Genomic DNA, 22,070 nt, shown 5'->3' on the forward strand with positions numbered 1-22,070 from the left:
GGCGTTAGGTGGTGAGGCGGTTTTTTTCCTGGCCGACAATCACTGGTTTCGTTTCATCATCATCCTATCCGATGTTTGGAAGGAATTTGGATTTAGTACGATCGTTTATTTCGCCGCGTTGACAAGCATTAATCCAACCTTGTATGAAGCGGCAGCGATTGACGGCGCCTCACGCTGGAGGCAGACATGGAATGTGACGCTTCCAGGCATTTCGCCGATCATTATTTTACTGGCGACGTTAAGTCTGGGCAATGTTCTGAATGCGGGTTTTGATCAAATCTTTAATTTATACAGTCCCATTGTATATGAAACCGGAGATGTGCTGGATACGATGATTTACCGGATGGGATTAGTGGATGCCCAATACGGTTTAGCTACAGCTATGGGGTTGTTCAAGTCAGTGGTTTCCTTCATTTTGATTACAATCTCCTATTGGCTCGCCTATCGGTTCGCCAATTACCGGATCTTTTGACGAGAGGGGGTAGATGATGAAGGGTCAGCGCACGTTAGGTCGCACACTATTTGTCATATCGAATTATATCATCTTAGGATTGCTGTCGTTGTTTTGTGTTCTTCCCTTGGTTCATGTATTGGCCGTTTCATTCAGCTCCAGCGCTGCCGCGACCGCTGGACAGGTCAACCTCTGGCCTGTGGATTTTACCCTGAAGTCGTATCAGTTCGTCGCTCAGAATCCCGCGTTTCTGGAGGCTTTTGTTGTTACGCTGAAGCKGGTTGGATTAGGTGCTTCCATACAACTGCTAATGGTTCTGCTGACAGCCTATCCGTTATCCAAAGAAACCAAATCGTTTCGGGGAAGGACATGGATGGTCTGGATATTTGTATTCACTATGCTGTTCAACGGCGGGCTCATTCCGACTTATATGACCATCAACTATACGAATATGCTGGACACGATTTGGTCACTTGTTATTCCAGGAGCTGTGCCCGTCTTCAGCGTTATTCTTATGATAAATTTTTTCCGGGGGCTTCCCAAAGAGTTGGAGGAAGCTTCATTCATAGATGGGGCGAGTCATTGGACGGCATTATGGCGCATTTATGCTCCATTGTCGCTGCCGGGACTAGCGACGATAACACTGCTTTCGATTGTCGGTCATTGGAATTCCTGGTTTGACGGCTTGATCTATATGAACAGCCGAGATCAATATCCGCTTTCTAGTTATTTGCAAACCATTATTATTCAGCGGGATTTAAGCAGCGTGACGCTGCAAGAGATGCAGGAGCTTAGCGAGGTGTCGGACAGAACAATGAAAGCGGCGCAAATTTTTCTGGGCGCTCTTCCTATCTTGATTTTGTACCCGTTTCTGCAGAAATATTTTGTGAAGGGAATTGTGCTTGGAAGCGTAAAGGAGTAAGGATAACCGAATATGAGTGGAACGGAAGGATATGACTATGGATAAAAACAAGGTTTTCCAATTGGAATACCCACATTCGTACAGTGTGCGTCAAAGAGATGACAGAGGGTATGCAGACATTCCCGTCAAGCTGCTGGTTTCTCAAGGGGAGATACGGCAGTTGTCGATACAATGCCACTTGCGTCCTCTAGGGTATGAAGAGGCGGATAACGGATACACCATTCTTTTACAAGTTAATAGAAATAGTTGCGAGGGCGTCTTTCAAGGGGTATTAGCGGGGGATTACAGTTTGGAAGTGGTTGCATATAACGCCGGTGGGGAAGCTGTATATCGGAATCGGATAAATGGTATCGGCGTCGGAGATGTGTATCTTCTTGCGGGACAATCCAATATGGAAGGCGTAGGCAAGCTTATTGGGACGGAACGCCCTTCACAGTGGGTAAGATGCTTTTATTTGGATGATAAATGGGGAATAGCAAAGGATCCATTGTGCTGGTTCAACGAAGCGTCGGATCCCGTTCATTGGAGAGTCCCGGAGGATCAGAAGGAAGAGGCGGCGAGGAACGAGAGATTCTTCAGAGAGTTTGGCGCGGGTCTTGGAATAAGCTTCGGCAAGGCGATGAGGGAGTATTCAAAGGTTCCTATAGGACTGCTGATGTGCGCTCATGGGGGAACGGATATGAAGCAGTGGGAGCCAGCCGGTCTACCTGATGGCGGTCGGTCGTTATACGGCTCCATGCTTAGAAGGGTGTCTGCGACTGGAGGAAAGGTTAAGGCTTGTTTATGGTACCAAGGTGAATCTGATGCCGCGGATTGGGATAAGGCGGCGACATATAAACAACGATTTATTTCATTTATAGAAGCGTTAAGGCGTGATTTGGGGCAACCAGAGTTGCCAATCCTTTATGCTCAATTGAACACATGGTTGGGGGAAGGGAATGTTTTCCCGGAATGGAACGGAATTCAGCTGGACCAAATCAATATGGAAAGCGATCTATCACATGTCGCGCTCGTATCGACGATTGACCTTTCCTTGTCCGACGCCATTCATCTGAGCACATCTGCGTTAAAGAAACTTGGTAAACGCTTTGCGCTGCTAGCTAGAAGGCTATGCTTCCAGGATGCCGCATACGAAAGAGGCCCTCGAGTGTTGTGCTGCTCTTTTGCGGATAGGGCAAGAACGGAGCTTCGGATCGAGTTTGAGCATGCCAACGGAGGTTTGTGGCCGAGCAAGGATATACGCGGTTTTCGAGTCGAGCATGAAGGGGTGGCTCTTCCTTTAATGGATTGCCGTTTGGACCAACCAAAATCCAATATCGTTATCGTAAAGCTGAAGGAGAGCGCTCCAGCCGGAGTGGAGTTATGGTATGGCAAAGGTTTTAACCCTGTATGCAATCTTCGAGACGGAGCGGATATAGCTGTTCCCGTATTCCGGTATTCCATTTAAATATGAATATACGCGCAAGAAGGAGATGGTTATGTTGAAAAAATTAAAGCTGGGTGTTGTGGGGATAGGCAATATATTTAAATACGCTCACCTGCCGGCATGGACTGCCCATCCGGAGGTTGAAATCGTAGCTTTCTGTGACGTAAACGAGAGTGCTGCGGCTGCGATGGCTCGAGAGCATGGGGGAGCTAGCGTGTACACCGACTATTATGAAATGTTTGCCAATAAAGAGATCGATATGGTGGATATAACGACCCCAAATCTGTTTCATTCCGAAGTTTCCATCGCTGCGCTTCATGCGGGCAAACATGTTTATTGTGAGAAGCCGGACGCCATCAATCCAGAGGAAGCGCAGAGAATGGCGGATGAAGCCAAGAAGAGCGGAAACATTCTGATGGTTACCCGCAATAACCGGTTCCGTGCGGAATCGCAGTTTCTGAAAAAATATATAGAAAAAGGCCATATGGGAGACATCTACACGGGCCGCTGCGGCTGGCAACGGCGTTGGGGCATTCCCGGTAGCGGCTGGTTTACGAATAAAACGTTATCCGGCGGCGGTCCTTTAATTGATCTGGGCATTCATTTTATCGATTTAAGCGTTTGGCTGATGGGTAGTCCAAAACCAGTTTCCGTTGTTGGAGCTGCTTACAGCAAGTTTGGCGACAAGCATCATCAGCTGTCGCTAACGACGCAGTCGTCGCACAATCAAGCCGCATATATAAACGACGTTGAGGATTTGGCTTCGGGGTTCATTCGCTTTGATAATGGCGCTACGTTGCAAATTGAGTTTAGCTGGGCCTCTCATGTAGAGGAAGAGATGGCTTATCTGGAGCTGCGCGGCACGAAAGCCGGGGTGAAGCTTACCGATCGCGAATGCAAGCTGTTCACCGATATAGAGGGAATTTCTTGCGATATTACGCCTAAATTTCCTGCCGGCATTCAACCTCACACGGAAAATATCAATCATTTTGTAGATTGTGTGCAAAGGCGAGCCGAACCGATTATTTTGCCCCAGTTTGGAGTGGATATGGTCAAGATTTTAAGCGCGATTTATAAGTCTGCGGAGACAGGTTCGGAAGTTAAACTATAAACGGGAACCGGGAGGCATAAGCTGATGATCAGAGTGACGGTATGGAACGAATATTATCATGAAAAGGTGGATCCCCGTGTTAGCCGCATCTATCCGGAGGGCATGCACCATGCCATAGCAAAGGGGATAACGAACGAAAGCATCGTTGCTAGAACGGCGACCCAGGATCAGGAAGAGCATGGATTAACTCATGACGTATTGGCCCAAACGGATGTATTGATCTGGTGGGGTCATATGCTGCAGGAGACCGTAGAAGACTCCATCGTAGATCGCGTGCATAAGAGAGTGCTGGAGGGGATGGGGCTGATTGTCCTGCATTCCGGACATGTCTCCAAGCTGTTCCGCAAGTTGATGGGAACGGGATGCGGCCTGTCATGGCGCATCGCGGACGAGAAGGAGCGGCTTTGGGTGGTCGATCCTGGGCATCCAATTGCGGAGGGGTTAGGGAAATGTATTGAGCTGGAGCAGGAAGAAATGTATGGCGAACACTTTGATATTCCGGCACCGGATGAAATAATATTTGTTAGTTGGTTTGAGGGAGGAGAAGTGTTCCGCAGCGGCTGCACCTATCGCAGAAACAAAGGGAAAATCTTTTATTTCAGGCCTGGGCACGAAACCTATCCAACCTATCATAACAAGGATATCTTGAAGGTTATTTCCAACGCGGTCAAGTGGGCCGCCCCGACGGTCGGGGTAGACACCGAGTATGGAGAGCGTCTGGTACCATTGGAATCTATAAAAGGCAGGGGGGTCTAGCTGGATGCTGCCTATTAGCGGATCATTGTATTATGTGGATGCATCATTTGATCGGGAGCGAATTATTCGTGAATTGGATGCGCAGCAGGCTGCGGGATTTGATCTGATTTGGATGAACGGGCCGGTGCTCTCGCTAGGATGGCTGGAGAAAGAGGGCTCTTACGATCCCGTTGGCTGCATCATGGAGGAAGCGGGTTCTCGAAATATGAGAGTCATTCTTGAGGTGATGGCCAGAGAGGATTGGCATTTCCATTGGGATCTTGAGACTGATTTGAACACAAGCCGCTCGATCATTGAGCATATAAACCGCAAGTATAGCGGACATCGTTCCTTTTACGGGTATTACTTGGGKAATGAGATATATGTGGTAAAGGGCAAGGAGCTGAATTACTGTCTTGGTCTGTGGAAGCAAGTGAGTCAATGGTGCCGGGAGCTTACCCCGAGTTGTAAAGTTGTGCTATCCCCCTTTTTCGTAACCGACAGAGAGCAGGTGCTAGGCTATCCTTACGCGGAAGCGGACGAATACGAAACGTTCTGGAACGGGATATTCAGCGAGGTCCATATCGACGCGCTGTTGCTTCAGGATTCCGGGGCGGAGCATTCCGCGTTCTTAAGCCTCGCGGAACGGGAACCGTATTTTGCCGCGGTAGGGCGAGTATGCAAAGCCCATGGGGTAGAGTTATGGGGTAATGTAGAACTGGCGGAAATTGATGTCGCGGACTTTGATGAGATGAAGCGGTTCCGAGGAGAGGAAGGCGTTAACGGACCCGGATTTCATGATTCAAGATGGATTCAGGTTCCTATTGCCAAGCTGCAAGCGAAGATGGAGCTGACCAGTCGCTACGCGAATGTGCTTGTGAGCTGGGGATATCAGCAGTTTGTAAGTCCTTGTTCAGGGAAAGAGGGAGCGGAGTCGTATGAGGAAGCTTTCCGTAAGCTGAATAAGACTGCTTCGGGAAGCTTGGCGGACTTATAGAGAGGATGTAATCCAAATGACACTTGCGTTAACGGATTTTGGAGAAGCACAATGGATTGGCTTTGACCATTCCATGTTTTMCAAACAGGATACGGCATCTTATGTTTGCTTTCGACATGAATTTCAATGGGAGCCGATGAATGAAGCTTTGCTGCATATTACAGCGGATTACCGTTACACGGTATGGTTGAATGGGCATTTTATTGGACAGGGCCCTGTTCGCGGCTGGACGCAGGAATGGTTCTACGATACGTATGAGGTGGAAGCGTGGCTGCAGCCAGGGATCAATGCGATTGCCGTTTTAGTTCACGTTCTGAACACGTCCACATTTCAATATATAGCTGGAAAACCGGGATTGCTGGCGCGATTATCCGGACGTTCCTGGTCCGGTAAGCCGCTGGAAGTCGTAAGCGGCCATGATTGGAATTGGAGGCGTCATTCTTCTTTTGCCAGTCCTACGCCTCGCATTTCTTCACAACAAGCTTACGTGGAACATTATGACGCGGGACTTGAGCCCCCTGGATGGAAAAGGGCAGGGTTTGTTGTCAATGAGGAATGGAGAGAGTCGTTGCCTCTTGGAGCGGCGGGCTGTGAGCCCTGGGTAAAGCTTATTCCCAGAGATATTCCGCTGTTAACTGAGGATGAGGTGTATCCCGCGGGTATAAAGTCCGTCGATACAGTTGTGCTGCCTGAGCCCGCCTGGAGCATAGATTTAAGGCAGTGGCTACTGCCCGGAGTTGTAAATGCCAGTCCATATGCGGTATGCGGCATGGTTGCGACAACGGTTAAACTGGACCATCCTATTCGAGCAAGATTTTGCTTTCAGGACCGAACCTCAGGGATGAATGTAAAGCTATATGTGGATGGAGAGGCCTATACCCCGAGAGATGTATCCGGTAGCCATTGGAGCGGGCTGTACGAGTACGAGGTTTGTATGGATGCGGGAGAACATCTGCTTTCTTTTTATATAGAAGGAACAGCTCACGATTACCATTATCAAGTTTTCTTTCAAGAGATTGAGAGCGGTAGTTCCCTTTCGTTGGAGCCGCGACTTCCCGGTATATCGGAGGGAAGGTTTGTTTTCTTCGGGGCGACTCTCGCGGAGGATCCGGCGAAACTTCACACACTTGCTCGAATAGTCGCATGGGAGCAATTATCCGCTTGTAATGGGATGAGAATTATTCCCTATGGTCAAGAGCATGCGTCCAATGTGTTCCACCAGATGACGGAAGCTGTTGTCCTTTCCAGGAGCTTGGCGGGGGATTATGTCAAAGGGCTGTACAACAGCTGCGGCGGAAACATGGATTATACGCTTCTTCGTGATTCCGATGAAGGAAAAGCGGTCAGGATCATCTATGAATTCGAACAGATGACGGCTGGTTGGATYGAGTTCGAAATATGCGCGGAGGAAGGAGCTATTGTCGACGGTTACGGATTCGAAGCGTATCAGAACAGGGATATCGTTCATATGCATTCCATGCACAATACGCTGCGTTATGTAGCACGCAAAGGCTGGCAGCGCTATCGCTCCTTCATCCAGAGAGGGTTCAGATATTGGGTGATTCAAGCTTCCAACTTAAGCGGAGATTTGAAGATTCGCTTTGTTCGCTGTATCCAGCGAACCTATCCCTCTCCTAGAATCGGCGGGTTCCGGTGCGGGGATGAAAGGCTTAATCAAATTTTCGAGATGAGCCGCCGAACAGCGCAATTGTGCAGTGATGACGCTTTTGTTGATTGTCCCACTTATGAGCAGGCTTTCTGGGTAGGTGACGCCTATGTTATGTCGGGAGTACAGGCAACATTAGCTGGCGCCGATCCATTGGTGCGCAGAAGCTTAAGGCTTGCTGCCGCTTCGATGAATCGATCGCCTGTGGTGGAATCACAAGTGCCAAGTGGATGGGAGAATATACTCTCTACCTGGAGCTTACTCTGGTCGATTGCTTGCGAGGAGTATTATGGCTATTGTGGCGACGCCGCGTTCGCGGAGGAAATGTATCCGTGGCTTTTGAAGCAAATCAGTTATTTTCGTGACGAATGTGTCGATGAAGGTACCAGCTTGATCCGTTCACCCTTCTGGAATTTACTCGATTGGGCGGCTATGGACTGTCCGGATGGAGCGATTGTAACCCATGTGAACGCCTGGTTTGCGGAGAGCTGCCGCAGGATAGCGCAATTAGCGGATCTTTTCGGCTATAAGCAGGACGCTATGGAGCTTCGAGCGCTTCGGACAACCATTATTAGGGGAATGAATGTTCATTTGTGGAGCGGGGAGCGGCAAGCTTATGCGGATTGTATACGTGAGGATGGACATCTAAGTTCGGTGTTTAGCGAGCAGACGAATTTGCTTTGTTATCTTCATGATGTCGCTCTGCCAGAGCGGCAGTCAGCGCTCTTGTCTTACTTAGCACAGCCTCCTGCTGATTTTGTTCGTTGCGCAACCCCGTTTATGCGGTATTTTAAATTGCAGGCGCTCGAAAAAGCAGGCATGCTGGAACCCCTTGTTCAAGAAATTCAGGAAACTTGGGGATATATGCTGGATAAGGGGAGCACAACCTGTTGGGAGGATATGCCCGGTCGATGGTCCTCTACTTATCCGACTAGGAGCTATTGTCACGGCTGGAGTGTAGCGCCCGCTCATTTTCTGCCGCGGATTATTCTCGGCATTGTGCCAATCGAGGCTAGATTCAAAAAAGTGAGAATTGCGCCCCAGCCAATCGGGCTGCATTGGGCGGAAGGAAAGCTGAATACACCTGAAGGTATAGTGGAAGTGAGCTGGACAAGAGGAGAACGTGAGTTTAAATTGGATGTTCGACTTCCACGGGGCGTTTTGGGTGACGTTATCCTGCCGCTGGAACCATTGGCGACTAATCAAATCGTCGTGTCAGGATCCGAAGCGGTCCCTTATTTAACGGATGGCAAATGGACAATCTCCGTTCAGGAGGATGTCTCCATAACAGTAATTGCCGAGTAATCGAAACGGCTGAAAGAGCGGCGCAGTTAAGAACGTGAGTGTATCAAAAGGTGTTGGAGGTCCTTCTTGCATTCGTGAAGGATCTTCTTTTGTTGACTTCGGTTATGAAAGTGAATTGGTGATAACTTTATATTAATTTACAATTCGTTGTAAGAGTGATACACCGAACCGACCGTATCACAAGTAGCGGCGAATAAATGGAGTGCTTGCGAGGGGGAATTTTTTTGGGTAGTGGAATAGAGTGTGTTTTAACCACTTCTACCTTTTGGTTTAAGGGGTTTGCTTTGAAAAGAGACAAATATTTCGCCATATATTTCCATTATGTGATATCATAAAATTGATGAGGAATTATGTGGAGTTGAATTACTACTCATTAAAAGAAGTAAAAAAATCTGATCGACAGTGCGTTACAGACGGTAGTGAAAACCGTCTGTTTTTATTTGAAAAACTTGTGGACTACTTTATGGTTGAAAGGACGGTCTTTGTGTGACAAAAAAGAAAACAATGAAAAGAATCAACAAGATTCTCCTGACTGCGATAGGTGGAATTATACTTATTTTGGGTGTTTTGGCGGGTTATGTTTATTTCTTCATACTTGAAAAGCCTGCTGAACCGGATAAATGGGCTGCTGCGGAGCGCTATGTCTGGAATAAAATCAAGTTTGACCAGGATGCACAAGTATTTTCTGCCGACGGTTCGGAATACTATTTACTTGCCAATAAGGGAGCAGCTGCTGAAAATAAACTGATCATTTATTTTTCTGGGGGCGGTGTGGCCTGGGATGCGGTGACTGCCGCGCATCCGATCAGTCTGGGTAATGTAATGAAGAACGGAAAGATCAAATATTACTTTCCGAACATTCCATTCTTTAAGGTAAGTACGCTTGGCGGCCTGTTGAAAAATAATAACCCTGACAATCCGTTCAAGGATTGGAATATTATATATATCCCTTATTCTACTGGTGATCTGCATATCGGGAATGCATCCAAGGAATATACGGACGCCAAAGGCAAGCCGTTTACAATGCGTTACAACGGTCAAGCCAATACGCGCGCAGCATTGGAATGGATTACAAACCATTTCTCTGCGCCTGAAAAGATCCTCATTGCGGGAGAAAGCGCCGGAGGATTCGGAGCTGCCTTCTGGGCGCCTGAGATTGCGAAATGCTACCCGGATGCCCGTATTTATCAATATTCGGACGGCTCCTACTTAAATGCCGACCGCTGGCCGGATATTATCGATAACGAATGGAATGCCAACTTTGCAGCAACCTTTGGATATGGAGTCCACGGCGATTTGATTTCGTCCATATTCACGGCGAACCGCAAGCTGCTCCCGGACAACGCGGTACTTTTGCAGTCCAATACACTCTATGATGAGCTGCTGTTTGACTTTGAAAAGGATCTGAATGGTGACGTTTCGGATGATAGCGAATATGTGCATCGCTGGTCGGCGCGCATGCTGCAATCTGCCCGAGAGCTAACTGAAGTATTGCCAGGCTACTATTATTACATCACTGATTACGGTCTTAACGAGAAGACGGGCAGGACACCACATACACTCTCTCCATTAAATCATTTCTACAATGCCGAACAGGACGGGATGAAGCTGATGAAGTGGCTGGACGATGCCGTGAATAAGGATGAATATTACTCCGTGGGGCGGCATTTTGTAGCCCGATAGTTGAATCATCGACAACTAGGCCGACGAATATTTCGACGGCCTTCGGTGCATGTGTATGAAGGCTTGATTTAGCTATCGGATCGGGTATAAAGGGTTGGCGATCATGCGCCGCGGCGGATTTTTCGCCGATAGAGGCGTTAAGCTGAACCGTATCACAAGTGACGGCGTAAAAACTTGGATGTAGGAAGCTGGCCGACAATAATGTTATTTGGACCTATAAAACCGATAGCTGATAAAAGTAAGAATCGATGCAGCCAATGCCAGCACGCCCCCCATCCATCCGGTGTGGAGAAGACCAATGTTGGTCACAACCAGTCCGCCAAAGGCAGATCCTGCAGCAATGCCTAAATTAACGGATACAGGAAACAAAGAAGCGGCGAACACTCTGGCTGAAGGAGAGTATTCCTTGGCTAAATCGATCAAGTACAGTTGAAATGTCACGTTAAATAAGTAAACGACAAGACCGATGATTAAGATATTTATCAATCCAAGAACGGCAAAATGTAATGTGAAATAAAGAGAGGCAAGAATTATGGCTTGAATGATAAAAACAAATCTTAATTTGCTCAATCCGTTGCGAACAGCAATTTTACCGGCTAACAATGTGCTGATTATTGAGGCGATTCCATAGATCAGCAAGATAAGGCTTATATATCTGGCGGGGATAAGCAACATATTTTCCAATAGAGGCGTGATATAAGTATACACGACATAAGTGGCGGCAATGGTTAGCGTTGCGAGGTGGAACTGACAGCGAGTGTGCTGGAGGCTCTTACAGATGCTTCTCTTGGTCAGGGAGTTTCCGAAGGTCGACGCACAATGACACCGCTTACTTTTTACGAGAATGGATCGTTTTATTAATGTTACAGATTCGGAAGTCAAAAACATTGTCCGATTCCCGACAGAGATAATTTTAGCTTATCAATTGATCTTTGGAGTTCCGATCTTATACCTAGTTATACGTAGTGAGTCTTTTGTAATCAGCCAAAGAAAAATCCATTTTCAGTTGAAAAAGTAAAACTACAGGGAGGATTCGGAAATACGGTTGGAGAATAACTGGAAATATCCTAAGTTTCGAGTCGATAGACAATGAAGCTAGAGCAGAATACTCTTTTTTAATAAGAAAACAATTTTGAACTGAAAACAAAGGGAGGTGAAACGTATGGCAAAGTATTCGGATGAAGAGATCAGAAATATGCCCAAAATCACGATTAAAATCGCTGCGGATTATCTTGGCATATCCCCGAACATGCTGACACTCGGCATGCGCAACGACTTGTTGCCCATCGGCTTTGCGGTCCATAATGAAGACCGGTACAGGGACAGTTGGTCCTATACCATCGTACCTGAACGTCTCATTGCCTATAACCACGGGAAAATCAACGCCGTTCAGGTCGAAAATATCGAGAAAAATTTGAATACGATTATTAAACAATTCGAAGAAATGAAACGGGACTTGGTTTTTCTATTAAGCGAAAACGAGGGATAGGAGGAAGCAAACAATTTGATGCCATTCTCGCATCACAGACAGCAAATGCGACACTGGGAGAAAGCGCCGAGGCAAATGCTGCTGAGGCGGAAAGCAGGCACCCGGCCGCGCTGGTAAAAGAAAATGACTTGTCGGAGCCGAATGTTCGGATTTCCCCAGTAACAGAAAGCTTATCCGAAGAAGGAAAGGAGGAAGCCAATGTGCCTGAGCATTCAGTGATCGCAATGACACGCAGGCAATTATACGATGAAATCTGGGAAATTTCTGTTGCTGGAGTAGCTAAAAAATATAGTCTTCCGTATGCTCATCTAATGAAACAGATCAAAGAAGTAGGTATCCCAATTCCTCCGTCCGGATACTGGACCAAGCTCAATTTCAACAAACCTGTAACCAAGTTGGAACTTCCGGAACCGGCCGATGAGATGATTTCCATTTACAGTATCGTACCAGTCACACGTATAAAGAAAGAACAAGTGAATTCTGAAAATGATTCCCATAAAGCAGACATTGAAACGGCGGTTGCCGAATTTTCACAAACGATTGAAACTCATGTTTTGCCAATGGAGAAACAGACGCCTTCCGTTTCGTTGCCAGAGAACGATGAAGCCAGTGGAGTAGCGCAAATGCTCGGACAACCGGAAACGTACGAGCAATATGTACAAACACACAATATTTATGGCAGGGAAACCTTGTACAAAGAAGTATGGCAGGTTCCAGTAACCGAAGTGGCGAAAAGATATGGCGTCTCGGATGTTACGATATGCAAGGTCTGCCAATCTTTTGAGATTCCTATGCCTCCGGTCGGATACTGGTCCAAGCTTCGCGCAGGCAAGCCGGTTACCCCAATACCGCTCCCGATAAGCAGCAAGCCACCCAGAAAGACAGGCGTAAGAATCGGAACGGAGTATACACCTCAGATTGAAAGAGAAACGCTCGCATTTCTGGATGAGGAAGAGCTATTGATCGTCCTTTCCGTTGCAACGCAAATCAGGATACCTGACGAGAACGCGAAAATGCACCCGACAATCGTTGCTCACCGCAAAACGGTCATGGAATGGAAGAAAAAACGCAGAGAACAAGAAGCAAGAGGCTTCAATCGGCGTGCCATGGATGCACGGCTCTTCCTGGCAGACACGGTGTCTGAAGAAACATTGCCTCGGGTGTTGCATATAATTGACGCGCTGATCAAAGCCACGGAGCCGTTGGGATGTTCGCTAACAAGTGACCTTAAATTTATAGTTAATGGGGAAACGATCCCTATATCGGTTTCAGAAGCGCAAGACGAGGTTAATCATGTTTTTACGAAAGAAGAAAATCTACAGCTTCTGCAATATGAAGAAGACAAGCGCCGCAGTTCATGGGCAACAAAGCCAAAAATAAGAAAATATGACCATGTCTACAATGGACGTATAAGCTTTTCGGTGTATACCGCGAAGAGCTTTCGCGATTGTAAATCATATGTTATAGAAGATCGCCTTAGCGATATCATGATCGCTCTATACGAATCTTCCGATATTCTCCGGAAAGAGCGTGAGGCACGTGAGGAAGCTGAACGTAAACGTCATCAAGAAGAGCGGCGGAAAGAAGAACGCAGAAATCAATATAATGCCGAAGTGGACCAAACGCTCATGCTGCAGAACCTTTCGGAAGACTACGATATCGCCTGCAAAATAAGGCGCTATATCGTGGAAGTTGAGGCAAACGGAAACATCGATTCAAAAACGATGGAATGGGTGGAATGGGCAAAAGCAAAGGCTGATTGGTATGACCCGACGATCGCTAGAGAAGACGAATTTTTCGGAAAACGTGAGCATAGAAAGAATGCTGACCAGAAGAAATTGGAGCTTGCCAGCTATAGATGGTGGTGACTAGATATGCAGATTTACGGACATATGCGCTTTGAAAAATGTGGAAGTGTCTTCGAGAAAGCGCCATCAGCATAATCAAATAGAAATCGGTACAAATCACATGCTTAGAAAGTATGCTGGGGGAGCTGGAAGCATTTGCTTCCAGTTCAGAAAATCCAACAATACAGGAGCGATTTTGTAATGTTCGACTGGCTGCAAAAGAAACAGATCCGATTTCGAACATCCTGAATGAATCAGGATGTTAGGAATGGAAGAACAAACATAATACTGCCGGTGTAGTGACAGTTTTTATTTTAGAGAGATATTTCTTGTCAAGGAGGATGAATCAAAATGGAGTACGTAATTCACGATTCTGATATTTTTGATCCAACTCTTGCTGAGAAGTTCGATGCTGTGATCTTGAGTGATAATGGCCTATTGGAAGAGAAAAAAGTTTATGAAATCATAGCGAGTTTCCATGTTGATCTTATAAAACACTTATCTGAATTTGAGCTGTTTGTTTTACCACCATCTCATAAAACATATAAACGCAAAAAGTATGATGAAAAGGATAAGATCTACGATGTTCTTAGCTTTCAGTTAAAACAACTTGAAAACATATTGGTGAAAAACAACATTGAATTCTATTCTTCAACTATTAAAGGAGATCAAATAGAATCTACGCATATCATTAAGATAGAACTTGTTGAAGATGAGACAGAGCTGGTCACTTTGAAAAAAGGAAAGAAGCAACCGCGAGGGAAGGTAAGTTCAGTAATTCCAAGTATTATATATACGCAAAACCTGATTACGAAATTAAAATCTGAGCGGTTAAACAAGTTATTCGATGAATTTTTTAGAGTTATACGAAACAAAAAGATCTTGTCGGAAATTTTAGAAATCGATGAAACTAATAACGATGATTTGCTTTTTAAAGCATTCGTAAAACAATACGGTGATTTGTGGTTAACTACTAGTGCAAGAGAGAAAGAGTTGCGAGATAAGCTTCTCAACAAAGCGATAGAGGTTATAGAAAAATACCATAAAGAATCCGTAGAATGACTGTCTAGTGACACAAATGTACCAACATAGATTATACATTATCGTCAATTGACACAATGTCACCATCATTATCGAGTTACTAAACRGGCAAATGGATTTATTTAATATTGTTTCGGATCAGTGTGACAGCGTCGATATTGCTGCGTGCCTTGGGTTTTTCCGAGGATGGCAGCATATACCACATCAAAGAAGAATTAACTATTCAATTGAGACAAACATAATCCATTAAGATGGTACATAAATAATTACATTAGGAGACTGAATAAAAATTGGGCGCGATGAGTCGAATTATCACAAAACAAATTATTTAGTTTTGACCTGGATCATAAAACAAACAAGTAACTAATGTTGTTCATTAGTTACTAAGCTCACAGTACGCAATTAAACTGTGGGCTTTTTTTATGTAGGGCACGGAGGCAATCAATCGGCAATCGGACAATGTTCTTGTCATCCAACAAAAAATCATTGTAGATTGACATAAAGCTCCCCACTACGGAAACGTAAGCGTCAAATGCTACCCACCTTCAACGTCTAAACCATTCATGAGAAAATGAAGTCAACCTAATAAAGGAGGTTGTTCCATGGCAACGAGAGAACAACGTCGTCAAGCAAGGATAGAGCGTATCACAGATTACAGATGCAGCGGCCTTTCCATGTCAGCCTGGTGTACCGCCAATCAGATTAAGCGGGAGCAGCTCAAATATTGGCTCCGTAAATCGAAAGAAGACGTCTCCTACGATTCACCAACTCCTTCTACTCACTGGGTGCCGCTCACGGTTCCCAATCAATCGGACACGCATGTCCCCGCGTCTTCTCTTGTTGTACGTATCGGACAGGCTCGCATCGAACTTCATTCCGGATTCAATCCGGAGTTGCTTCGGGAAGTCGTGCATGCATTAGAGAAATCATCATGTTGACGCTACTGAGTGTCCAGAACGTCTACCTCGCTTGTGGATATACCGATCTACGTAAATCGATCGATGGCTTAGCAGCACTTGTTCAAGAGGGTTTTCGTCTCGATCCTTTCTCTTCATGTCTGTTCGTKTTTTGCAATCGCGARCGCAACAAACTTAAGATCCTGTACTGGGAACACAACGGTTTTTGGCTGTTTTATCGTCGCCTAGAACGAGGCACATTTGAGTGGCCCAAAGGGAATGAAGGAGCAATCACCGTCTCTAGCCGCGAGCTTCGTTGGCTGCTAGACGGACTTGCCCTCAGCCAGCGGCAAGCACATCCACAAGTCATAGCCCACACCGTCATTTAACGAAAATGTTCGCTATTTCGACATACCTAAAAGTAGGATTTAGCGCTCCATATACGAATAAATAGAGTATGGAAAATCAAACGGAAAATCAATCCCTTACCATAGAAGAACTAAAACAAAAAACAGCAAAGCAAGACGTACAAATTACAGAACTGTCGACCAAGCTCAAATGGTACGAAGAGCAGTTCCGTCTTGCTCAGCAGTCTCGGCAGACGCTCGCCAACTGGATGAGGTACGGAGCGGATCAATGGCTCTCGCTGTTAACAGACCGGATGCGGGAGCACCTACTGGATCAGGACATCTTACATGCCGATGAGACTACCCTTCAAGTGCTGCGCGAACCGGGTAAGTCGGCGGAGTCAAAGTCGTATCTATGGCTGTATCGAACAGGTCGCTTGGGTCCGCCCATCGTCCTGTACGACTACCGGCCAACGCGCGGCGGCGAGCATCCGCGAAATTATTTAAAGGGATTCAGCGGTTACCTGCATGTGGACGGTTATCCCGGCTACCACAAGGTACAAAGCGTTAAACTAGTTGGATGCTGGGCGCATGCGCGGCGAAAATTTGACGAGGCGCTAAAAGCACTGCCGCCCTCCCAAGACAGGACGGAAACGGCTGCGCAGCAGGGTCTCCAATTCTGCAATCAACTCTTTGCCATTGAGCGTGAGTTGAAAGACAAGACACCAGAAGAGCGTTACACCATCCGAAAAGAGCGAAGTGGGCCTGCTTTGGATGCTTATTTGTTATGGCTGCGCCAAGAGCGATCCCGCACATTACCGAAGAGCAAGCTTGGAGAGGCTATAGGTTACAGCCTAAACCAATGGGACAAGCTAACGGCGTTCTTAGAGGACGGACGGCTCGAAATTGATAATAATCGTAGTGAACGAGCAATTAAACCATTTGTCATTGGAAGAAAGAACTGGCTATTTGCCAATACACCTCGCGGAGCAAAGGCGAGCAGCATCATTTATAGCGTAATGGAAACAGCAAAAGAAAACGGGTTGAATCCGTTCAACTATCTGGTGTATGTGTTCGAGCAACTCCCGCAGCTAACTGATCCAAAAAACCCGGAAGCGCTGGACAAGCTGCTGCCTTGGTCGACATCACTACCGCTGACTTGCCGCGTGTTTAAGTCTTAACTCCATTTATGTAGCCCTCATCTTGATGACAAGGTGGGGGCTATTTGACGCTTACATTCATAAGAAAAGACTGTATTGAATTCTAAAAATGACCCAGCAATTGGGCGATGGTGAGGATTTCCTCATCGTTCCCCATTTTTTTTATATATATTGACCCTACTTCGAAACGGTGTGTTTCTTGATTTATAATTTAGCCTGCCGCAGTGGATGGAAACCAAGTAGCCTATGTTCCCTCATACGGTGCATGTGGAGGCGGTTTGTTCCTTGATTTATAAGGGGTTTGAGTGAGTCAGTAGGGTTGTTGGGGACGAAATGGGGACGGAAAGCTAGCTTAAGCTTATTTCCGTCCCTGTTTTCGTATTTAAATTTTCTCGAATTTGTCAGCAGCAGATTGATCGGCGGATCTTAGTGCATGACCATAAACATTCATCGTGGCATTGATATTCCCGTGTCCAAGTCGTTCGGATATTATCTTAGCGTGTACGCCTTGGTTTATAAGAAGGGTAGCTGAAGTATGACGAAGATCATGAAATCGGATGTATCTCAATTTGTTTTTCTTGATGAAGCTATGGAACCATAAGTAAGACTGCTCTTGGTGGAAAGCTTTCCCGTCAGGATGACAGAACATAAAAAAGTAGTCCCCGCCTTGCCATCGGCCTCCAATTTTATCGCGTTCTTTAATTTTATGAAGATAGTATTCTCTTAGTTCTTCCAACATGGAGTCAGGGAGCGAAACTTTACGTTTTGAGTTCTTTGTTTTCGGCTCTTTTACATGGGCATTACCTGCTGGAGACATTGAAACACTTTGTAAGACATCGATATAACTTCCATTCAACAGCACGTGTAAAATATTTTTCAGTATCCGATGATTGATCTCAATTGAACCAGCAGATAAATCTCTTAAACCCTTGTCTTTTACCCTCTTCTGACAGGGAGTTAATAAAGCTAACGATGTGCAGGGTTTTGATCTGGTCGATCCGCAAATGGCTAAATGCAGGGGTAATGTTTGAGGCGCTTGCCGCTCGGATCATATCCGGTCTCAACTACAAGCCTCCAAGAACTTTCCCCGCGTTTTTCTATACTTGCCATTTAAAAACCTCCAGATTCAAATTTAGCTTAATCTGGGCGAACTGGTGTGTGTTTAATCAGAATAGCTCGTGGTTCTCACGAGCTATTCTGATTTTTGCACTAGTGAAATTATCGCAGGCTGTTACGTTCTTGCTCTTGGAACCAAGCGTCTAACGTGGTTCTTCTAAATAAGATCTTGGTTCCTACACGAAGGTGATGGATTCTACCCGCCCGTACTTCGCTATAAAGCTTGTCCTTGGAATTCTTGCCATGAAAGATACTTTCCCAGGCTTCTGAAAATCGCGGAAGCTTGAACAAGTATCTGGAGAAGCAAGGACGAAAAGGATGCAAGATAGAATCGAATTTAGCATAGGATATCATACCTTCGCTTGATTGGGTTATTTTTCTATCCACCAATTTTTCGATAAGAACGTTTCACTGTCCAAACTTAATTGAAAACCGTTGACAATTGTAGTGAGGCACGGGATAATGAATGCATATTCTATTCGGAGGTAATATGCAGCACTATGAGAGAACCCCATTCAAGAGGCCCGCTGGCCCGCAGTTTTTTTAGCGCTGATGTGCTTCATACGTTAAGACTCAAGATCATTCTCGGTGAAATTCAAGCCGGGGAGAAGCTTGTGGAATTGAAAATCGCGGACGAGATGAGCGTCAGCCGGGGACCGGTGCGCAATGCCCTGATGTTGCTTGAGAAGGAAGGTCTCGTTAGGTTTCTTTCCAACGGTCGTTCGGAAGCCGTTGGGTTTACGCTTACGGATCTCGATAATCTGTACAATACACGCGCTTATGTAGAGATGAAAGCTCTTGAAGAAGCATTTGCGCAGCCGAGCCATGATTTTAATTCCATCCAGGCTATCAACAGAGAATTGCATAGGGAACTAAATAACGTTTATCAATTTACAAGCCTTGATTTGCAATATCACGAGCAGTTGATGATTTTATCCGGTAACAAATATCTACTGCAGGCATGGCAATCGCTTCGTCCAGCAATGGAGACGATTCTTCTAATCACGAATGCACAGATCAGGCTGAAAGGTGATTCACGTCCGGATAAGTCTTATGTGTTAGAGCATCACGACTGGATCACGGATGCGCTACTGCGCCAAGATCTCCAGAACGCAATGTCGAAGCTACGAGAGCATATCGATAAAGGCCAAACGATCATGAAAGAGCAGCTCAGCTTGATATTGTTGGATTCGAATACGATGACGGCTGAAAAGGTTTTGGAAGCATCGGGACTGGTGAAGAGGTAACTCTCTCTTCTTCGTTTATAAATTGTCAACAGAAAACAAAAAAAAGAAGACGGTGAAACATATGGGAGTGCTTGATGGCAGGGTGGCGGTTGTTACAGGAGCGGGAAGAGGGATCGGAAGTGAAATCGCCAGTGAGTTAGCCAAGGCAGGCGCTTCGGTAGTGGTCAATTATGCACGCAGCGAGGAAGGAGCGAATGCCCTCGTTCGTAAAATAACAGAGGAAGGGTTAATAGGAATTGCGGTTAAGGCCGATGTCTCGCAGCTTGATGATATTGAACAGATGATCGCTTTCGTAAAGGATCACTTCGGCGGTATCGATATTCTCGTCAATAACGCGGCTGTTGACCCGACGGAAGATTTCTTTCATGTAACGGAATCGTTCTGGGAGACCGTCGTACATACAAACTTCAAAGGAACGTTCTTCTGCTCGCAGGTTTGCGCGAAAGCGATGAAGGAGCGGGGGAAAGGTAGAATCGTCAACATAAGCTCCGTACATGGCCAAGCAACGATGCCCGATTACGCCGTATATGCATCGACCAAAGGCGCCATCAATGCGCTGACTCGGCAGCTGGCGATTGATTTAGCACCGTATGGCATTACTGTAAACGCTGTCGCTCCGGGAGCTACTGAAGTTGAGAAGTTTGTTGGTCAGGACTGGTACGACCCGGTGAAGATTGGTAGCTATATTCCGCTTGGTCGAATTGGTAAGCCTTCCGATGTCGCGCCGCTCGTCCGTTTTCTGGCTTCCAATGAAGCTGACTTTATTACCGGACAGGTCATTACCATCGACGGAGGGACGACGACCAAGCTGTTTTTGCCGATCGAAGTTGATCAGAAGATGATGTGAAGCGGGAGGCGAGGAATAAAGATGTCCGTATTCGATGCCGCAATAGAGCGGAAGCTGGGCAGCAAGCAAATCGCAGTCACCTGGCTTGGGCAAGCTGGTTATTTGATCCAAGCGGCTAATGGAATCAATCTGATCATCGATCCCTACTTGTCGGATTATTGCGAGGTTCAATTAGGGAGGGCATTTAAACGACTAATGCCAGCCATGCTGACCGCAGAGGAAATTGATCAGTTGAGCATTTCCGCTTATCTGATGACGCATCACCATGAAGACCATCTTGATCCACCGATCATTCGAAATTTGAAGCGCAGCGATTATAACTATTACGCGCCGCCGATCACGCTGGAGTTGGTAAAGGCGCTTGGTGTTTCAGCAGATCGTTTGCGTCCGTTGCAGCAAGGAAGCCGTCACGAGGAAGCAGGTTTCTCAGTAACCGGAACATTCGCCGACCATGGCGAATTGGCGCCGGACGCAGTCGGCATCATCATCGAGATTGCGGGTAAGGTTATTTTCCATATGGGGGATACATGCTTTAATACGGTTGAACTGGAAAAGATCCGGGCACAGCGTAATATCGATCTGCTGATTGTGCCGATTAACGGTCGTTACGGAAATATGAATGAAGCAGAGGCGGCTGAAGCTGTACGTATTTTGCAACCGAGACAGACGGTGCCTTGTCACTTCTGGATGCTGCCGGCTAACTCCGGGGGTGATCCCGCATTATTCCTTGAGCTGGCGGGCGAGAAGGCACCGGACACTACAGCCTCTTTGTTCATGCTCGGGGAGACCATCGTAATCGAATAACGGCGGGTTGGAGGTCTATTCATGAAGCTTTCTACGCTTTTAGAAGCTCTATCTAATGCGCATTTGAAATATCTTGTACTGACGGCTCATGAAGGYGGCCATATTGTGTTGCTGGAACGGGGGGCTAGAGTGATCGGAGTATTCCCGGACGACGATGCGAGCAATCAAGTATGGGTAAATCCAACGTTACTGACTGCTGAGGCCATTGACCGCTATACTTCGGGAACGGATTGGAATATCGGTGGGGAGCGTACTTGGTTCAGTCCGGAGATCGAATACTTTATCCAGGACTTGAAGGTGGGGCTTGAATCTTACCGAATTCAAGCCAGCTTCGATCCCGGATTTTACCGATTCGAAGCGTCTCCCCATGCGTCGGGAACAGCGACTTGGACGCAGCAAACGGAATGGACGGCATTTCGCTCAAGGGAGACAGTTCGCGCTTACGTGGACAAACAGATTAAGCTGATTCGCGATCCGCTTAAAGATATTGCCGACGAAACTATCGAAACTCACTACTCCTACGTAGGTTATGAACTACATACCTCGATTTCTCTCGAACAGCTGACAAAGTCGGCGTCGGTGTCCCTCTGGAACCTGATGCAATTGCCTGCCGGGGGAGAAGTTCTGATTCCGACATATGGAAGAGCGCAGGTGTTTGATTTTTTCGCACCGACCGGTCCTGCTCATCTGGATGTTTCCCTGGATTGTGTACGGTTTCGACTGGATTGTGTACGGTTTCGACTGGATGGAGCGGAGCAGCATAAAATATCGCTGAAGGCGGCATGCTCGGGCATTTCGGAGAACTGGAATACCATTCGGCGGTGGTTGCGGGGGCTTTGGAAAAGGAAACTTCGGATATAAGTCAGGTGTGGTGCTACAGCGGATCGGCGAAAGTCATAAGTGAAATTAGACAAAGACTTATCGGTAGATAGGTGGGTCTATAGGGCAGAACTGTTTCATCATAAATTGTCAACAGTTTT

Annotated in this window: 20 protein-coding genes and 1 pseudogene; 18 read left to right on the plus strand and 3 right to left on the minus strand. The window is 46.5% G+C overall.

From position 1 onward, the window contains the following. The 8 genes from AC1DWN_RS06190 to AC1DWN_RS06225 all read left to right on the plus strand — a co-directional run. Positions 1-472: ABC transporter permease subunit (locus AC1DWN_RS06190; RefSeq protein WP_477558048.1), on the plus strand; the 472-nt coding region annotated here is incomplete at its 5' end. Between the two features lie 16 nt (positions 473-488). Further along, positions 489-1,373, plus strand: a complete 885-nt coding sequence (locus tag AC1DWN_RS06195; RefSeq protein WP_477558083.1) for a carbohydrate ABC transporter permease — start codon at positions 489-491, stop codon at positions 1,371-1,373. A 37-nt stretch (positions 1,374-1,410) separates the two neighbouring features. Next, positions 1,411-2,820 (plus strand): sialate O-acetylesterase, encoded by a 1,410-nt coding sequence (locus AC1DWN_RS06200; RefSeq protein WP_477558049.1) that lies wholly within the window; start codon positions 1,411-1,413, stop codon positions 2,818-2,820. Between the two features lie 31 nt (positions 2,821-2,851). Next, the gene (locus AC1DWN_RS06205) at positions 2,852-3,910 is read left to right on the plus strand and encodes a Gfo/Idh/MocA family protein (protein WP_477558050.1); all 1,059 of its coding nucleotides are present in this window, start codon (positions 2,852-2,854) and stop codon (positions 3,908-3,910) included. Positions 3,911-3,934: 24 nt separating this feature from the next. Beyond that, complete coding sequence (locus AC1DWN_RS06210) at positions 3,935-4,666, plus strand: ThuA domain-containing protein (RefSeq protein ID WP_477558051.1); 732 nt, start codon at positions 3,935-3,937, stop codon at positions 4,664-4,666. Between the two features lie 4 nt (positions 4,667-4,670). Beyond that, complete coding sequence (locus tag AC1DWN_RS06215) at positions 4,671-5,642, plus strand: DUF4434 domain-containing protein (protein ID WP_477558052.1); 972 nt, start codon at positions 4,671-4,673, stop codon at positions 5,640-5,642. A 16-nt stretch (positions 5,643-5,658) separates the two neighbouring features. Then, the gene (locus AC1DWN_RS06220; RefSeq protein WP_477558053.1) at positions 5,659-8,613 is read left to right on the plus strand and encodes an alpha-L-rhamnosidase-related protein; all 2,955 of its coding nucleotides are present in this window, start codon (positions 5,659-5,661) and stop codon (positions 8,611-8,613) included. A gap of 486 nt (positions 8,614-9,099) precedes the next feature. Beyond that, entirely contained in the window at positions 9,100-10,296 is a 1,197-nt protein-coding gene (locus AC1DWN_RS06225) for a pectin acetylesterase-family hydrolase (protein ID WP_477558054.1), read from the plus strand. A gap of 204 nt (positions 10,297-10,500) precedes the next feature. Here the strand turns inward: AC1DWN_RS06225 and AC1DWN_RS06230 are convergent, their stop codons facing one another. Further along, complete coding sequence (locus AC1DWN_RS06230; RefSeq protein ID WP_477558055.1) at positions 10,501-10,935, minus strand: MFS transporter; 435 nt, start codon at positions 10,933-10,935, stop codon at positions 10,501-10,503. 523 nt (positions 10,936-11,458) lie between these two features. Here AC1DWN_RS06230 and AC1DWN_RS06235 point away from each other — a divergent pair. From AC1DWN_RS06235 to tnpC, 6 genes and pseudogenes are all read left to right on the plus strand, one after another. Next, on the plus strand, positions 11,459-11,785 hold the full coding sequence (locus tag AC1DWN_RS06235; RefSeq protein WP_477558056.1) for a hypothetical protein: 327 nt from the start codon (positions 11,459-11,461) through the stop codon (positions 11,783-11,785). 200 nt (positions 11,786-11,985) lie between these two features. After that, positions 11,986-13,653 carry a hypothetical protein gene (locus AC1DWN_RS06240; RefSeq protein ID WP_477558057.1) on the plus strand — a complete coding sequence of 556 codons (1,668 nt, stop codon included), beginning with the start codon at positions 11,986-11,988 and terminating at the stop codon, positions 13,651-13,653. Positions 13,654-13,983: 330 nt separating this feature from the next. Next, positions 13,984-14,694: a hypothetical protein gene (locus AC1DWN_RS06245; RefSeq protein WP_477558058.1), complete on the plus strand. Its 711-nt coding sequence runs from the start codon at positions 13,984-13,986 to the stop codon at positions 14,692-14,694. A gap of 581 nt (positions 14,695-15,275) precedes the next feature. Next, on the plus strand, positions 15,276-15,611 hold the full coding sequence (tnpA, locus tag AC1DWN_RS06250) for an IS66 family insertion sequence element accessory protein TnpA (RefSeq protein WP_477558059.1): 336 nt from the start codon (positions 15,276-15,278) through the stop codon (positions 15,609-15,611). Continuing rightward, complete coding sequence (tnpB, locus tag AC1DWN_RS06255) at positions 15,605-15,958, plus strand: IS66 family insertion sequence element accessory protein TnpB (protein WP_477558060.1); 354 nt, start codon at positions 15,605-15,607, stop codon at positions 15,956-15,958. Before tnpA ends, tnpB begins: the two co-directional genes overlap by 7 nt. Before the next feature lie 173 nt (positions 15,959-16,131). Beyond that, a pseudogene (gene tnpC, locus AC1DWN_RS06260) lies at positions 16,132-17,097 on the plus strand (IS66 family transposase); the annotation flags it as partial. A gap of 361 nt (positions 17,098-17,458) precedes the next feature. Here the strand turns inward: tnpC and AC1DWN_RS06265 are convergent. Together AC1DWN_RS06265 and AC1DWN_RS06270 are read right to left on the minus strand one after the other, a co-directional pair. Beyond that, positions 17,459-17,932, minus strand: a complete 474-nt coding sequence (locus tag AC1DWN_RS06265; protein WP_477558061.1) for a site-specific integrase — start codon at positions 17,930-17,932, stop codon at positions 17,459-17,461. 362 nt (positions 17,933-18,294) lie between these two features. After that, positions 18,295-18,546 (minus strand): helix-turn-helix domain-containing protein, encoded by a 252-nt coding sequence (locus tag AC1DWN_RS06270; RefSeq protein ID WP_477558062.1) that lies wholly within the window; start codon positions 18,544-18,546, stop codon positions 18,295-18,297. Between the two features lie 146 nt (positions 18,547-18,692). On the opposite strand from AC1DWN_RS06270, the gene AC1DWN_RS06275 reads away from it, so the two are divergent. The 4 genes from AC1DWN_RS06275 to AC1DWN_RS06290 all read left to right on the plus strand — a co-directional run bounded on the left by AC1DWN_RS06275 (position 18,693) and on the right by AC1DWN_RS06290 (position 21,951). Continuing rightward, on the plus strand, positions 18,693-19,439 hold the full coding sequence (locus AC1DWN_RS06275) for a GntR family transcriptional regulator (protein WP_477558063.1): 747 nt from the start codon (positions 18,693-18,695) through the stop codon (positions 19,437-19,439). A gap of 61 nt (positions 19,440-19,500) precedes the next feature. After that, a complete protein-coding gene (locus tag AC1DWN_RS06280; protein WP_477558064.1) occupies positions 19,501-20,286 on the plus strand; it encodes an SDR family NAD(P)-dependent oxidoreductase in 786 nt (261 codons plus the stop codon). A 21-nt stretch (positions 20,287-20,307) separates the two neighbouring features. Then, positions 20,308-21,090, plus strand: a complete 783-nt coding sequence (locus AC1DWN_RS06285) for an MBL fold metallo-hydrolase (RefSeq protein ID WP_477558065.1) — start codon at positions 20,308-20,310, stop codon at positions 21,088-21,090. 21 nt (positions 21,091-21,111) lie between these two features. Continuing rightward, complete coding sequence (locus AC1DWN_RS06290; protein ID WP_477558066.1) at positions 21,112-21,951, plus strand: hypothetical protein; 840 nt, start codon at positions 21,112-21,114, stop codon at positions 21,949-21,951. Positions 21,952-22,070: the final 119 nt, after the last annotated feature.

Source organism: Paenibacillus sp. P4_A7 (assembly GCF_056402455.1).